This is a genomic window from Acinetobacter sp. 243_ASPC (genome assembly GCF_001054715.1).
Lineage (GTDB): Bacteria > Pseudomonadota > Gammaproteobacteria > Pseudomonadales > Moraxellaceae > Acinetobacter > Acinetobacter soli.
In genome coordinates, this window is the sequence record NZ_JVOR01000081.1 from 130,618 (window position 1) to 146,342 (window position 15,725).

Annotated in this window: 15 protein-coding genes and 2 pseudogenes; 16 read left to right on the forward strand and 1 reads right to left on the reverse strand. The window is 42.4% G+C overall.

Annotation, left to right across the window (positions count from 1 at the left end; genetic code table 11):
• The first annotated feature begins 9 nt into the window (after nucleotides 1–9).
• The 16 genes and pseudogenes from ADA42_RS09335 (at nucleotide 10) to ADA42_RS09410 (ending at nucleotide 14,337) form a co-directional block, all read left to right on the forward strand.
• A complete protein-coding gene (locus ADA42_RS09335; RefSeq protein WP_048764866.1) occupies nucleotides 10–1,362 on the forward strand; it encodes a BspA family leucine-rich repeat surface protein in 1,353 nt (450 codons plus the stop codon).
• Entirely contained in the window at nucleotides 1,362–1,568 is a 207-nt protein-coding gene (locus tag ADA42_RS09340; protein WP_048764868.1) for a hypothetical protein, read from the forward strand. Before ADA42_RS09335 ends, ADA42_RS09340 begins: the two co-directional genes overlap by 1 nt.
• Nucleotides 1,569–1,573: 5 nt before the next feature.
• Complete coding sequence (locus ADA42_RS09345; RefSeq protein ID WP_048764869.1) at nucleotides 1,574–2,383, forward strand: phage tail sheath-like protein; 810 nt, start codon at nucleotides 1,574–1,576, stop codon at nucleotides 2,381–2,383.
• A gap of 78 nt (nucleotides 2,384–2,461) precedes the next feature.
• Complete coding sequence (locus tag ADA42_RS09350) at nucleotides 2,462–3,664, forward strand: DNA circularization protein (protein ID WP_048764871.1); 1,203 nt, start codon at nucleotides 2,462–2,464, stop codon at nucleotides 3,662–3,664.
• 50 nt (nucleotides 3,665–3,714) lie between these two features.
• Complete coding sequence (locus ADA42_RS09355) at nucleotides 3,715–4,812, forward strand: phage baseplate assembly protein (protein ID WP_048764872.1); 1,098 nt, start codon at nucleotides 3,715–3,717, stop codon at nucleotides 4,810–4,812.
• Complete coding sequence (locus tag ADA42_RS09360; protein ID WP_048764874.1) at nucleotides 4,805–5,281, forward strand: phage baseplate assembly protein domain-containing protein; 477 nt, start codon at nucleotides 4,805–4,807, stop codon at nucleotides 5,279–5,281. The genes ADA42_RS09355 and ADA42_RS09360 overlap by 8 nt, the downstream gene beginning before the upstream one ends.
• Nucleotides 5,282–5,288: 7 nt before the next feature.
• Entirely contained in the window at nucleotides 5,289–5,651 is a 363-nt protein-coding gene (locus ADA42_RS09365) for a phage GP46 family protein (protein ID WP_048764875.1), read from the forward strand.
• Between the two features lies 1 nt (nucleotide 5,652).
• Complete coding sequence (locus tag ADA42_RS09370) at nucleotides 5,653–6,702, forward strand: baseplate J/gp47 family protein (protein ID WP_048764877.1); 1,050 nt, start codon at nucleotides 5,653–5,655, stop codon at nucleotides 6,700–6,702.
• Nucleotides 6,699–7,235 (forward strand): hypothetical protein, encoded by a 537-nt coding sequence (locus ADA42_RS09375; protein ID WP_342626611.1) that lies wholly within the window; start codon nucleotides 6,699–6,701, stop codon nucleotides 7,233–7,235. Before ADA42_RS09370 ends, ADA42_RS09375 begins: the two co-directional genes overlap by 4 nt.
• A 1-nt stretch (nucleotide 7,236) precedes the next feature.
• Nucleotides 7,237–8,766, forward strand: coding sequence for a tail protein (locus tag ADA42_RS09380; protein WP_048764878.1), 1,530 nt, complete (start codon nucleotides 7,237–7,239; stop codon nucleotides 8,764–8,766).
• A gap of 83 nt (nucleotides 8,767–8,849) precedes the next feature.
• Entirely contained in the window at nucleotides 8,850–9,227 is a 378-nt protein-coding gene (locus ADA42_RS09385) for a hypothetical protein (RefSeq protein ID WP_048764880.1), read from the forward strand.
• Nucleotides 9,227–9,556 carry a hypothetical protein gene (locus ADA42_RS09390; protein ID WP_048764882.1) on the forward strand — a complete coding sequence of 110 codons (330 nt, stop codon included), beginning with the start codon at nucleotides 9,227–9,229 and terminating at the stop codon, nucleotides 9,554–9,556. The genes ADA42_RS09385 and ADA42_RS09390 overlap by 1 nt, the downstream gene beginning before the upstream one ends.
• A 205-nt stretch (nucleotides 9,557–9,761) precedes the next feature.
• Complete coding sequence (locus ADA42_RS09395; protein WP_048764883.1) at nucleotides 9,762–11,948, forward strand: phage tail tape measure protein; 2,187 nt, start codon at nucleotides 9,762–9,764, stop codon at nucleotides 11,946–11,948.
• 83 nt (nucleotides 11,949–12,031) lie between these two features.
• Nucleotides 12,032–12,343: pseudogene (locus ADA42_RS09400) on the forward strand (hypothetical protein); the annotation flags it as partial.
• Between the two features lie 151 nt (nucleotides 12,344–12,494).
• The gene (locus tag ADA42_RS09405) at nucleotides 12,495–13,946 is read left to right on the forward strand and encodes an NAD-dependent succinate-semialdehyde dehydrogenase (RefSeq protein WP_048764887.1); all 1,452 of its coding nucleotides are present in this window, start codon (nucleotides 12,495–12,497) and stop codon (nucleotides 13,944–13,946) included.
• A pseudogene (locus ADA42_RS09410) lies at nucleotides 13,946–14,337 on the forward strand (carboxymuconolactone decarboxylase family protein). Before ADA42_RS09405 ends, ADA42_RS09410 begins: the two are co-directional and overlap by 1 nt.
• A gap of 56 nt (nucleotides 14,338–14,393) precedes the next feature.
• Here the strand turns inward: ADA42_RS09410 and ADA42_RS09415 are convergent.
• Nucleotides 14,394–15,704 carry an ammonium transporter gene (locus tag ADA42_RS09415; protein ID WP_048764889.1) on the reverse strand — a complete coding sequence of 437 codons (1,311 nt, stop codon included), beginning with the start codon at nucleotides 15,702–15,704 and terminating at the stop codon, nucleotides 14,394–14,396.
• Nucleotides 15,705–15,725: the final 21 nt, after the last annotated feature.

Genomic DNA, 15,725 nt, shown 5'->3' on the forward strand with positions numbered 1-15,725 from the left:
GAGACTAACATGTCTTGCACAGTGTTTAAATCAACAAATGCGGTTGATCAATCGGTCAATGTATTCCCGCCGAAAGGCTACATTAGCAATGTTCGAGTGCTGAAGAATGATGATGTAGATGGTGGGTATATCTTTAAATTTCGCTCAGATGTTGCTAGAACGTTTAAAGCGACTGGTGCAACACTAACATGCCCATCGAATAATGTTCTAACACCAGTCACGGAGGTGTTTTTAAACCCTGCTCAAGAAATCATAATGACTTTAGATGAAGGTCGTGATTATGCGTATTTGTCTTGGAATGATACAGCAGGAATAATGGGCTTTACGCCATCTGATGGCTCTGCTTTTTTTGGTGCATATGTCGATTACTCTTTGGGTCTTCATACAGAAAATGCAACAAGCATCGCTGGTCTTTTAATGAATGTCGGAGGCTTTAATCAGCGTGTAGATTTTTGGAATCTTTCTGAAGTCACTCAAGCAGCCGCTGTTTTTTATAATAATCGTGACTTTAATCGTGAAATAAAATGGAATGCACCAAAACTAAACAGTTTGACTGATTTTTTAAGAGGAGCATCTAAGTTTAATAAAAACATCACGATTAGGAATGCTAAACCTCTTTCAGTTGCAGGTCTTCTTGATCGAGCTATTTCTTTTAACTCGAAAATCAATATAGACACTTCCGAGTGTTCTGATTTTACTGCGATGTGCAGAGATGCAGAGAGCTTTAATCAAAGTATTTCTAATTTAGATTTTAGAAAAGCCGTTAGAATCTCAAATATGCTGGAAGGTGCTCGGTCATTTAATCAAATAATTGATTTTGGTACTTTACCGCTTCTTGAAGAAGCACAATATTTGTTTGCGAGTTCAGCTCTTAACAGCCCTGTTAAGTTTATTGCACCCAAATTATGGAATGTAAGCGGGTTGTTTTCTGGAAATGCCAAGTTTAACAGCACAATCACTGTTGATTTTAGTAGCGCAACGACGATGTCTTACTTCTTCTTTTTAGCCACGTCTTTTAACCAGCCAATATCGCATTTTAATATCAAAAATGTGCTTAATTTTGAGGGGTTTTTGACTGGTGCACCCGCATTTAATCAAGATTTATCGGCTTGGCCGGCTAAATTCAATGTGAATGCGAATATTGTTGGTGTGTCAGAAGCTCAAAATTGGTCGACAGAAAACTATGACAAATATTTGAATGCACTGTGGCTCGACGTCGGCACAACACGACAAGCGGCTTGGGCAAACGGTACAAGCCCGCGTGTTGTAAACGCTGTTGCAAAACGATCAGCAGCGAGCCAAGCTGCGGTGAGCGGCCTGATCGGTGCGGGTTGGACAATTGTCGATGGAGGGTTAGTTTAATGAGCGCTAAAACATATACAAAAGCAGATGGTCAGTACTTCAAAGTTACAAACAAAAGTTCCGGTGCAATCTTGATGTACGGTGAACTACACGAATCAAATGAATTGAATACGATTCACAACGTCGAGTTCATTTCTAAAGAGCAGTATGAAGCTGAGCGCCCGAAGCCTGAGCCGTTGTCTGAAACAAAATTAAATTTAGGATAAAAGCTATGACTCTTCAATCAACACTCGACACTATCGCCCCTCTCGGCCATACCGTCATTGCAGTATCGGCACCTCCAGCAGCAGGCGCAGACACATTGGCTTGGATCACGCACTTAAACTCGGTGAGTGATGCAATCAATCAAAAGCCAGCAATTCTGGTGATTCCATTTTCCAATATTACGGCAGCTGAGACTTTTGCAAACCAAGCTCCAGTCAAAACCAACTATCGCGTCATTTGTGTCTGCTACCATGGAGCAATTGGTGAAGAAGCTGAATTGGCTGCTGCAATGGCCGCAGCATTAGCAGACTCGGCTGATCCAGCGCTTCCGTTCAATGGCTATAACTTGGAAGGTATTACACCTGTCGATCCACAATACGAGCTTCAATTTGAGCGCATCGAAGCGGCTTTAAATAAAGGCGTTGCAATGATTCAGACTGGTGCGGATGGTAAACCTGAAATTGTGCGTGCCATTTCAACATTTCGTGTCAATCCGGATTCAGGCGAAGATGATGATTTAATGTTAGATATTAATGGTGCATTAATCACCGATTACACACGTAAAGTGGTACGCGCTGATTTGAATAAAAAGCGTCGTCGTAAAAATACCGCACCTGAACGTCGTAATGTTCGCTCTATTGTTGCCACTCGCTTACTTCAGCTTGAAAAAGCTGAAATTCTAGAGAACGTCAAAGACTCATTGGATCAGTTGATTGTGACTCAAGATGAAAATGACAAATATCGCTGTAATGTTGAAATCCCGACATATTGGGTGCGCGGTATGCATGTAGTAGCGACGACACTCAATGTTTATTAAATTAAGTGGAACTAGTTCCTTCTGACCTAAAACCTCAATTTATTAAAAAATACCTTCTATCACAGAGGGTATTTTTTTATGGGCTGGAAAGACGATTTATATGATGCAAGCTTTCGTGGCGTGATGTTTGAAGTCGCGGCTACAGTAGATTCATATACAAAATCTATAGCTCAACATCAAGCACCATATTCTGATGATGCTGATATTGAAGATATGGGGCTCGAGCCTCGTCAGATATCCGTTGAAGCCATGTATTCGGGGGAAGACTATCTGGTGTGGACGAATGCCTTAGAAGCAGCTTTGGCAGCCACAGGTTCAGGTGAACTGATCCATCCAGTCTACGGCATTCTGGAAGTTCAGGTTGTGAGTTGGGAAGTCAATCACAATACCGAAAATGTCGATTTTTGCAGTATTTCAATCAAATTTATCAAGGCTAAAGCTGAACAGCGCGAATTATTTATTCCCGTTGCGACTGTTGAGCAAATTGATACTTCCCTGGCAGTTGGTGCTCCAGCAGGTGCACTCTCTAAAGAACTGGAGCAGCTTCAGCGTACAGATCCTAATGCTTATTTTCATCGCATGGCTCAAATTAGAACGGGATTACAAAAAGCGTATCAGATCATCAATGGCGTGAAAAAAACCGTCGATAATATTTTGTCACCTGCTGATTGGGCGTATGGCCTAATCAATGATGTTGCGCGACTTGTGACCTTTGATGTCACCGATATTTCAGCAATTTCTAAATGGCGAAGCCTTAGCAAACGTATCGATAAACTCTCAGGTGTATTTAGCGATGAAGATGACAGTACATCAACTTTAGCTCAGTTGTGGCGTGCAACCACCACTAGCTCGCATGTTGCTGTGTCACAGGAAATTGTGAGCCAAACGCGTTCCGAGTTATCAAAAACTAATAATCAATCTAGCAATGAATCCAGTATGACACCAACTGAGTTGGCTTTGATTCGTCAAAAGGTACGCGAAGAAATTCAAACGACTATTCGTACAGAACGTGCTGTGACTGAAGAAAACCTACCAACGTCTACGCAGGTTGCAATCTTTAAGCAATATGCAGATCAAGTACATCAACAAATTCAGGCACTGATTGAAACACGTCCACCGCTAACCACGACAGTGATTACACAACCTTGCACGGTACATTTGATTGCTCATCAACTTTATGGCGATTTTACCCGGAGTGCCGAGATTTTACGCTTAAACCCAACGCTTGAGAATCCTGCTGCGCTTCGCACAGGTCAGGAGTTAACTGTTTATGCTCGATAAGAACGAAGATAAGCGAAGCATTGCTTCGCCTGAGTGCAAGGAGGCAATCTGTGATTGACTCGAATAGTAAGAAAATCAGACTGGTCGTAGCAGGTATTGAATGCTCAACATGGTCTGATGCCAGTATTGATTCCGCAATTGATGTACCCGCAGACGAATGGAATTTAATGATCTGGAACCCTGCAATGGGTCATCTTGACCCAAAGGTCAAGGCTGGCGCTCAGATGCAGATTTTTTATGACTCAGAGCTGGTACTGACAGGAATTGTCGATAATTTAAAAGAAGCTGTTGGACGTTCTGGCCGTGCAATTCAGCTTTCTGGCCGCGATCTGGCAGGCCAGCTTATCAATTGTTCAGTGCCCATTTTTAATGGTAAGCAACTGACCCTGCAATATTTAATTGAAGAGTTTGTGCTTAAGGCGAGCTTAGGTTCCATCATTTCTGATTTTAAAATTCAGGACAATTCCTGGCTAAAAAATAAGGCATCAATTGAGCCTGGCGAATCGATCTGGGATGCACTGGCCAAAGCTGCCGCAATTACAGGCCAATGGATCTGGATGAATGCTGACGGCAGTTTTGAAATCGGTAATCCTTTCAATAATTCCTACCAAGTACAAACGCCTTTAACACTCATGTTTTCAGGTACAAACAATAACGTCCTGAGTGCTGAATACGATGAGGATGTCAGCAACGTTTATACCGATATCCAGATTTTAAGCCAGGACAGAGATGCTCAAAAGATTCTGGCGCAAGGCGCTTCCAATACACCGTACTCGTTCAAACGTCTCAAGCTTGTCACCTCTTCAGATGCAGAAACACAGGCTGAAGCGCAGGCTTTGTTAAATAAAGTCATTAAAGATAACGATTTGGAAGCCTATAGCCTGACCTGTGATGTTGCAGACTGGATGATCGATGGCAAGGTGTGGCAAACAGGCTGGACAGTGACACTTGAGAGTGATGTCTTGATTCGCGCAAATGCTAAATGGGTCGTCATGGGTCGCACGCTGAATTTATCGCGCAAAGATGGCAAAACCACACGGCTCAAACTCAAACGCCAGGGTGACTGGTCGCAACCATTGAAACTAAAACAACAGCCAACTCAGAAAAAACCAAAGAAACGTAAAACCAAGGATGCTTCAGATGATTAAAACCATGCAACGCACTATTGCAGGTGCTGGCCAGCAAATACGCCAGGCGTTTTTGGGTCTGGTCGCACGTGGCTCAGGCAAGTCTTTGCAATTGAAAGGTCTGGATAACGAAGTACTGCAAGACGTTGAAGTGATCCAGCACGTCGGTTTCTCATCATGGATTCCTAAAGGTTCAAAGGTTGTGATTATCCCACTTGGCGGCAAAACAAGCCGTGCTGTCATCGCTGGCTCAACTGGCGCACCTGTGATGATTGAGGTGTCTGAAGGAGAAACCTGTATTTATGATCAGTTTGGTCATGAGCTACGTCTGACAGAAACAGGCATCAAAACAAATTGTGATATGCACGTCGGGGGCAATCTAACTGCCGATGGCGACGTTTCAGATAGCAAAAGCTCGATGCAGGAAATGCGCGACATCTACAACGAACATACCAATGGCAATACACCGCCACCGACTCAAAAAATGTGAGGCAGAAATGGCAATAATTAATTTAGAAAGTAAGGATTATGTGTTGAATAGCTTGGATGAGGCATTTTCGGTTGACGTGCTGCAATCGATTTGTAGTCGTCTCAATATTCATCGTCGTAAGTATTGGGCAGACCCACTGCTGGGGAGTCGTTCATACAGCATGAAGCGCAGTAAAGACGTGCCACGCATGATCGCATTAGTCAAACAATATGCAGATGAAGCATTGGATGGACTGGTTCCAGATCGGCTTTCTTCAATTACCACAACGGCAACTCAAACCATTAAAAGCCGTGTTGATCTCACTATTGAAGTTGTACGTTTGACTGGGGAAAAACAGTCAATTCAATATTTTGTAGCAGTCGGAGGCTAATATGGCATATCCGATTCCAAGCTTTAATAAAATCCGAAATAGCATTCTTCAGGAAGTCAGAAATCAGACTGGCATCACTGTACCAGACGATTCAGATGCAGCCATTCGTGCTGATGGTGAAACTGCGGTGGTTGAAGGCTTATATCAACATCAAAAGTGGATTGAACGACAGCGCTTTCTTGAAACTGCCGATGAGCCATACTTATATATTCATGCTGAACGTCTAAATGCTCCTCGTCAGGGTGGAACGTATGCCAGCGGGTCTGTCACAGCAATATCCAATGTAGACATGACCATTACTAGCGATGCAAAAATTACAAACGGCAAAGGCTACTATTGGTCTGTGGCTGGCAGTGTTGATGTAAAAGCCAATCAATTTTTAAGCATTCAGGTTGCTGCGGATCAGACAGGTGCCAGCTGGAATATGGAGTCTGGCACGTTAATGTGGGTTGCGCCTGCGGCTGGCCTACAATCGACAGTGACTGTGGTATCGATCACAGGTGGTTCTGATGAAGAAGAACTGGAGGACTGGCGTGAACGTCTAAAAGAAATTCAAGAACTTGGATATTCGCGTGATCGCAAGTCTGACTTTATCGCAAGTATTCGTTCAATCTCGCTAGTTCGGGACATCTATGTCTATGCCAAGCGACGTGGCTTGGGTACTGTTGATGTTGCAATAACGGCAAAAGGTAAGCCTGCCATGCTGCCTACAGACTCATTACTAGCCAGTGTCCAGTTATTACTGGATGACGTATCAGGCGGATTTTGGTCTGACTGTCGCGCTTATTCACCTACCAAAGAGTACGTCAATATCATTGCAACTGTTGCAGGTACTGCAAGCAAAAGCGACATCGAAGGCGTAATTGAAGATTATGTAGATGCACTTGCACCAGGTGATACATATCAGCCGACCATTTTATTAGATCGCATCTTAACTATTGATGGCGTGACTGATGTTGAACTCAATACCAAGAGCAATATAACTCCAACTGTAAACTGGCAGCACACAGGCTGGTTGCGTCTTGGTTTACTTGAGGTACGTCTATCATGATGAGCCTTGAGCAGAAAACCGAACTATATGCTGCGGTATTACGGCAGTTGTTACCTGTCGGTGGTTATGACCGTTCACCAAATACCAATGTTGGTAAAGACATTTATGCGCATGCCAAAGCCTTTGCACAGGTCGAAATAGATGCCAGACGCTTATTGAACGATGTATCTGCGGTTCCTATTGAGTTGCTAGCGGAGTATGAAAATGAGTACGGCTTGCCACTTAAGTGTTCCAGCAACATTGGACAAAGTACCCAGCAACGTCTGGATATTCTCAATTGGGTTATGAAAAACGATGATGTTTTCAGTCGTGAATACTTAGTTACACTATTTGGTTTCTTTGGTGTGACGGTGCTCAATGTACTGAAGCATCGGCCAATAACGTGCATTCAGTCATGTACATCACCTGTCAACACAGAGCAGCTACGTTTTAAAGTCACGCTGAAGCTACAAAAACCTGTCAATGCAGATGTGCAATGCATTATTGAAAACTATTTTCCCGCTTTTTTAAGAATTGATATTGTAGAGGTTTGATATGCAACGTATTGATAGTATTAATGCACGCCCTGATGAAAATGGAATTGGCAAAGCTGGCTTTAACGATAACGCTGATTTGCCTGGTCAGGATGCTACTTATCTCACCCCAGTGTGGTTGAATGCACTTCAGGAAGAAATCTGTAATTTGTTGGAAAAGCGTGGCATATCACTTGATATCAATAATCGACAACAACTATTTGATGCACTCGCAGGCAAAGATGACTTGCAAAATCTATTGTCGATGATGCAAGAATTGGTCACGACTGAACGAACTGCTCGTATTGCTGCACTCCAGGCACATTCTGATGCACTTAACCCACATTCACAGTATGTTCAGCGAAAAGATTTTCGTCTTCTATACAAAGGCTTAACTACTGAGACGACTCAACACCCGCTTATTTATACTCAAAATCCAAACACTTGGCAGATCAAACATACTGTTGAAAATATCAGCGTACATATCATGCCAAACGGATTTATTGATCAGACATTTAAAGTAAGAACTATTTATGGCGATTACAACGCTCAGGTATATTTACCAATAGGTCTATCAAATGTTCTAAACGTTTCTGCGGTATATCAAGGTCTTGGAAATAATTACAATGATGACGATTCAACTATTCGATTATTTGATATTTATGATGAAATTATTATTTCTGAAAATGGCTTACAGGAACGTCGCAGTGTTTTAAGTTTTCGTTTTGATAATGTCAGTTCAAATACGCCAGGTAATCGGGAACGCTTTGCGTATATTCGTGTATCAGGCTTTGGTGCATCTAATACTGATCTAGAAAATTTAAATAATTATCCTTATCCATACTATACAAGTCAGGATGATGAAGCGGGTCAAGTGGTTTACATCGATCAAAATCTCATTAGCGTCAATTTACTTGATCTGTTTATTCAAACCTACGGTGCTCCAACAGCCACAACGCGGGCTGTATTTGTAGTTGCAGCTAATACTACCGTTGTATCAATTACATCAGGAAACTGGTTATCTGGTTCAAGCCGTCAAATTATCAATTATGGCAACATTTATGGTGTAGGTGGTTCAGGTGGATATTTTGATGGTAATAATTCAATGGTGGGTGATGGCGGCACAGCTATTGTTGCAATTAATGATTCAAGTTTCATTGATGTACGTAACTATGGTTTGATTGCGGGCGGTGGTGGTGGCGGTGCACCAGGCAAATCTGAATATTCAATTGGTGAAACTGAATTTTATGCAGTTGGAACTGGTGGCGGTGGTATGCCTTATGGTGTGGGCGGTAGCAATATTAATCAGTCTACTCCTGCGGGTAAAACTTTGGTCAATTTGGTAGGTGCAGCAGCTACATTAACCACGTCTGGTACAGGTGCAGTGGGTACAGGTTTGCAAGCTGGATCTGGCGGTGGTGTTGGTGAAAACGGACAAAATAGCACTTCAACATTAACGAATGGTACAGCGGGATTAGCAGGATTAATCTCAACTGGAAATGTCACAGTTACCAATATTGGTTCTGGTCAGACGAAAGGTAGAGTGGCTTAAACTAAACGGAAGCACTTCCTACTGATGTAGATGAGATAAATGCCGCATGATTGCGGCATTCTTTTTGAAAAGAGATTTTAGAAATGGCTGAAGACTCAGTCGACACGATCATTATGAGTGTCGGTGGCGATGAATACGATGTTGCCACGTTTAGCTCTACCAAAAATACTGGCCGAAAACCAAAGCCAACCATGAACCGCCAGCAGCGTGTCAAGTTTAAAACCAATGGTATCCGCACGTTTGAGCTTTCTTGGTCTGTTGTGATCCCTGACGGCAAAGACTCTGTGGACTGGGATGAGCTTGAAGATGAACGTATTTCGATTGAATCGCCTAGCGGTGGCTTTCGTGAGACGTATATCGATGTCAGCGTCACTACGGTGTCAGACAGTTACGATGTCAATGGTGAGTCACGTCGTGATCTTACTGGCTTTTGTCTTGATTATGTGAAGGAATCTATTTAATGAGTAAGCTCTCAATTTTGTCATCCTTTCCTGTGGCTATAACCATATTAGTTGCTGGTGCACCAAAAAAATTAAAAGATTTTGAGTTCTCTGATATTTCATCAATCGAACTGATGGCTGCACGATCACAAGCAAAAGAAGGCGAATATTTACCGATTTATGAATATATCGCAAAAACCAAACTTATCGATACAGACGGAACTAAACATGAAATTCCTTATGACGTCATTGCAGGCATGTCATCGGTAAACTTCAAAAAACTTGAAGAGCTGGACTATGAGTTGCAACTAAAGCTAATTGCCGTGAGTTTAGAGAACCCATCCAGCTAATCGCTTTATTGCATAACGCAGGCATTGATATTAAAACTGCTGAACAAATGCCAGTGCATTATGCATTGGCATTTTTATCTGCAAAAGCCGAAATAAAACAGATTGCTGAACTTAAAACTAAACCCCCTCATGAGCGGCGTAATAATTCTCATGCGACTCGATCAAGCTCTTCAAAATCATACGTCTCAACCAAGCGAGTGTGCTCATGACGACTAGAACAGTTCAATTACGATTGCAGCTTACAGGTCAACAGGCTGCTCAACAAATTCAGCGTATGAATCTTGATTTAAGTCAAGCTCAACAGCAGCAAAGACAAAATTTAAATCAGATATTGCAGACACAAAATCGAATCAACTCTTCTACTCAACAAGGCAGCAAGTACGGTCAACAGCAGTTACGTACAGGTCAAAGTATGCTGCAAACCAATCGTTTGCTTGCACAGATTCTTCAGCAACAACAACGTTCATCTAGTACGTTGAATCAACAACTCATGCAGCAGCAACGATCATATCAATTGCAATTAAATTCATTGAGACAACAAGTTGCAGCAGCAGAAAGATTGAGACAACAATTACAACAAGCTGGTAATGCTCAACGTGATTTAAATCGAAGTAGTCCAGGAAGTAATCGAAATTTGATAGGTGGAGCTGCTGGATTGGCTGGCGGAGGTTATGCAGCCGGAATGATCGGTGCTAATTATCTTAAAGAACCGCGTGAGTATATGAAGCAAATTTCACTTGCTACTGATACAGCACTTGCAGGCCAAAAACTATCACTATCAGAGTTTAATAAAAAGGTTTACGAAATGGAGGGTTTTGTTAGAAATTCTTCGATAAAGGGTGGTTCATCGCCTCAACAGATGGTTCAGGCACTCAATACACTTACAGCTTCTAACGTTTATGATTTTAATCAGTTAAAGGATGTAATGTTGCAAGTCAGTCGCACTGCATTTGGTTCTGGTGCAGATGCTAATGATGTAGCACTGATGACTATTGCACAGAAAAACTTTGGATTAAACGATACAGTACGCGCAAATGACCAGGCTATGAAAGCTGGTCAATTAGGTTCATTTGAACTCAGAGATATGGCTCGTTATATGCCTGACCTACTCACCCAAGGTAAAGGTGCTGGCTATATCGGAGATAAGGGATATCGTGATCTTCTGACAATGATGCAGTTAAGTAAAAAAACTGCGGGAACTGCTGAAGGTGCAGCAGTGAATTTATCTGATTTATTAGGTTCATTTAGTCAGTATCATTTGGGATTGTCTTTTGCTAAACACGTGAAGGTGGAAAAAGGTGATCCAATTGCTGCATATGGTGTGAGTAAAAAAAGATCAGGTTTCGATTGGACAACTTATGCAGCTAATATGCGAGAAAAAGGTATTGGTGAAGTTGAAGCCGCAGCTTTAATTATGAACAGGCAAATGGAGAAAAGTCCTCTATACCAAAAATATCGAGGTAAAGCGCAGGAGGCGCTTAAATCGGGTAATAATTCTGAATATCTAGAAAATGTCCAAGCAGCCACACAAATCGCTGCGCAATCTGAAATTGGAAAAATCTTTCATAACAAACAAGCTTTAATGGCCTTCATGGGTATTACCATGAACATGGAAAAAGGTGGTTTCAAAGAGGAATTAGATAAAGGTATATCAGATTCACAAGGAACAATCCAAATATCTCATGAGCGACAAGCTGCGCAAGAATATGGAAAAAATAGTTCACTTGAAACAGCTCAATTTAATGCAAAGGTAGACAATTACAATGGCGTTGCAGGTTGGTGGGGTGATTTTAAACAACAGTTAGCTGATTTTGCTGCATCAAACTCAGGTGTGGCTGCCGCTGCAAGCGCAGCAGTTGTAGGACTGACAGCAGTTGCGGCAGCAGGCGGTGTCGCTGCTGTAGCTATGAGGGGCGGTACTTTAGGTGGTATTGCTGGAGCAGGAGGATTATTGGCTGGAGGCGCTGGAACTGCACTCAAGGTTGGAGGTCAAGTTGCTGTAGCTGGCATTGCAGGTTATGGAGTTGGCACTGGTATCAGAAATATGTACATGCAAACTGAAACCGGAAAAAACTTTGATGATTGGGCGGGTGAAAAGATCGCTCAAATTCTAGCTGCATTTGGAAATGATGAAGCACGTGCAGCAGTTGAAGCTCAAAATAAATATGATCAAATGATTGCGCAACAAGAGCAACAAAGCAAAGAAGCGGCTTCACAATCACAGTTACTAATGTCTATCAACCAGAATTTACAGAACCTAGCAAACAAGCCCCAGCCTCCGCTGATCATCAATGGTAGCTCTTTATTGGATTCTGTTAGCGGTTCAACTCAAAAAGAATCTAATCGACATGGTTCTGTTCCATCCAAACCATTACCAGGATTAGGTGGTTAATTTGAAATTTCATTGCAGATAGTGGAATTTAATTTTAAGTCAATTATCTCAAAAAAACGCCGAAATTATCTCGGCGCGCATCATATTATGTGGCCAATAAAGGCCAGTTTTATACCGCAGATGCTCGCTACGTCTTTAAAGACGTTTATAAGGGTATCAATATTACGCCTTATGCTACCTATACCAGTTATATCAAGGATACAGACGGTTATAAAAATTCAACACGTCACTTTTTAGGTGCATCATTTGACTATAAGAAGGTGTCTTTGGTTGCTGAATACATTATCAGTAAAAATGATCCATTCATTGGCGGTGATACGGCCTCATTGGCACAAGGAGATAATGCAAGCAAGTCGAACCGATTACTCAACTTGACTCTGTTTTATTATTTCTAAGCCTTTTGGTTAAGAGCAGCAGTGCTCAAATTTTTTTCTTAATTTAAATGGTATACCATATGTGTAAGATATGGTGTCCATTACAGTGGTGGGCTATAAATCTCATTTATAGCCATTTTAGACCTCAAAAGATTGAATGGGATTGGCAAACATGGATCTTCAAAAACAGCCTTTATTTCGACAAAAAGCACTTGTCGCAGGGCAATGGTGTGATGCCGATAATGGTCAGCAAACGCCAATTTACAACCCTGCAAACCAAGAATTGATTGGATATGTTCCGAATATGGGACGGGCTGAAACCGAGCGTGCAATTGAAGCAGCGTATGCTTCATGGAATACGTGGAAAACAAAAACCGCCAAGGAAAGATCAGTTTTACTCAAAAAATGGTATGAGCTGATTATCGCCAATCTTGATGTACTTGCAGAAATTTTGACGACCGAGCAGGGTAAACCTCTTAATGAAGCAAAAGGCGAAATTAGCTACGCGGCGAGCTTTATAGAATGGTTTGCAGAAGAAGCTAAAAGGATCTATGGCGATGTGATTCCAAGCCCTTATCCGGATGCACGAATTGTAGTAAACAAACAGCCGATTGGGGTGGTGGCTGCAATAACACCATGGAATTTTCCGGCTGCCATGATTACCCGTAAAGTGGCCCCAGCATTGGCGGTAGGCTGTCCATGTATTGTCAAACCTGCACCTGAAACACCATTTACAGCCTTGGCACTGGCTGATCTGGCAATACAGGCAGGAATTCCTGCCGAAATGATCAGTGTGATTACAGGTGATGCTGTTCAGGTTGGTGATGCCATTTTCGCCAGTGATCATGTACGTAAGTTTACTTTTACCGGCTCAACCCCGATTGGTAAACTCTTACTGGAAAAATCTGCAAAAACACTGAAAAAAGTCTCGCTCGAATTGGGCGGCAATGCACCGTTTATTGTCTTTGATGATGCTGATATTGAAGCAGCCGTTGAAGGGGCACTCATTGCAAAATTTAGAAATGCAGGACAAACCTGCGTATGTGTAAACCGTTTCTTGGTTCAATCTGGTGTTTATGAAAAATTCATTCAGGCATTTAAAATCAGAATCGAAAGTTTAAAAATTGGACATGGGCTAGAAGCAGGCAGTGAAATTGGGCCTTTGATCAATGCGCAAGCAGTAAAAAAAGTACAATCTCACATTCAAGATGCACTGAGTAAAGATGGTCGGCTAATTACTGGTGGACACGTCGACGCTACAGGTGAGCTATTTTTCGAACCGACCCTGATTGCCGATGCCAATTCCGAAATGATGGTTGCAACGCAGGAAACCTTTGGTCCCTTAGCTGTAATTTTCAAATTCGATACGGAGCAGCAAGCGATCCAGATGGCCAATGATACTGAGTTTGGCCTGGCGGCCTACTGCTATACACGTGATTTAGGACGTGCATGGCGGATGAGCGAACAGCTTGAATACGGTATGGTGGGCATCAATAAAGGACTGATTTCAAATGAAGTTGCACCTTTTGGAGGAATCAAGCATTCTGGTTTGGGGCGTGAAGGCTCAAAATACGGCATCGAAGATTATCTTGAAATTAAATACACACTGTTTGGAGGGTTATAATGAGTAATGACAGATTTGAAAAAGGCTTAAGTATTCGCAAACAGGTGTTGGGTGAAGAATACGTCAACACTCGATCAATCATGCAGACGACTTCAATCTACCGCTACAAGAGTTGGTCACTGAGTATTGCTGGGGTGCAGTCTGGGGACGTGAGGAGCTGTCTAAACCAGAACGAAGTCTCATCAATTTAGCCATGATTTCTGCATTGAATCGACCTCATGAATTAAAACTGCATGTGAAAGGTGCGCTGCGTAATGGTGTGTCCAAAGAAAAAATTCGTGAAGTATTACTACAGGTGGCAATTTATTGTGGCGTACCTGCAGCAGTCGATAGCTTTCGTATTGCCAAAGAAGCCATTAAAGAATACGAAGCAGAACACCTTACAAAATAATTTAAGGTTTAAGTTAAAAAAGAGAGCCATAAGCTCTCTTTTTGTTGCTCAATGGATTAATTATAAGCACGCTCGTTGTGCTCACTCACATCGATGCCTTGTTGTTCCTGTTCGGATGTGGCGCGTAAACCGATGGTTTTATCGATGACTTTCATAATGATCCAAGTCAGTACGCCACAGTACAAAATTGTTAGGCCAATACTGGCAATTTGCGCGATGAACTGTTTAAACAGATTTACATCCTGATTGCCGCCAAGGGCAGGGATACAAAATATTCCAGTCAGAATACAACCTACCATTCCTCCAATGCCATGTAGTGAAAATACATCTAATGCGTCATCAAAGCCGAATTTACGTTTGAGCCCCGTCACCGCAAAGAAACAGCATATACTGGTTATCAAACCGACTGCAATTGCACCAAAAGGGCCAACATAAGCAGCTGCTGGTGTAATACCAACCAAACCTGCGATGACTCCAGATGCAAGACCCAATGAAGTCACATGTTTGGTCATTATTTTTTCAACCATCATCCAGCCCACAATTCCACCGCAGGTTGCAATGGTGGTGGTCATGAGTACTAGGCCCGCTATAGTATTTGCTGCCAGTGCTGAACCAACATTGAAGCCATACCAGCCAGCCCACAGCAAAGCAGCGCCCATCATGGTAAATACCAGATTATGAGGAGGCATTGGGGTTGTTGGCCAGCCAAGACGTTTCCCAATAACGATTGCACCGACCAGAGCAGCAACACCTGAATTGATGTGTACAGCGGTTCCGCCTGCAAAATCCAGTACACCCCAGTTATGCATAATTGCACCGGGGCCGCCCCATACCATATGTGCCAAAGGTCCATACACCAAAACCAGCCAGAGTGCACCGAACAATACCACAGCACCAAATTTCATTCGCTCTGCAAAGCCACCAATGGCAATACATGGTGTGATCATGGCAAAGGTCAAACCAAAAATACATAAAACATATTCAGGCACACCTGCAACCAGCGTTTGATCGGTAATTTCTGCCATAAATGCTTTACTAAAACCTCCGACAAAACTATTGAGATTAAGGCTACCTTCACTCATATGTGTAGTATCCGCCACGATGCTGTATACAATGGTAATCCATAAAATGCCGACTACACCTGCAACTGCTAAAAACTGGGAAAAAATTGAAAGTACGTTTTTAGCTCTCAGCATTCCGCCATAAAACAGTGCCAGACCAGGAATGAACATCATGAGCACTAAAATTGCTGAAACCATTAGCCATACAGTGGAAGCAGCATCAAAAGGTGTATCGGCAGCAAATACATCGGCAAGCATCAGTATAAATAGACACAATCCTAATTTTTTGAGTATATCGGAGGGCATGGTAGAAACTCCTAATGCAAA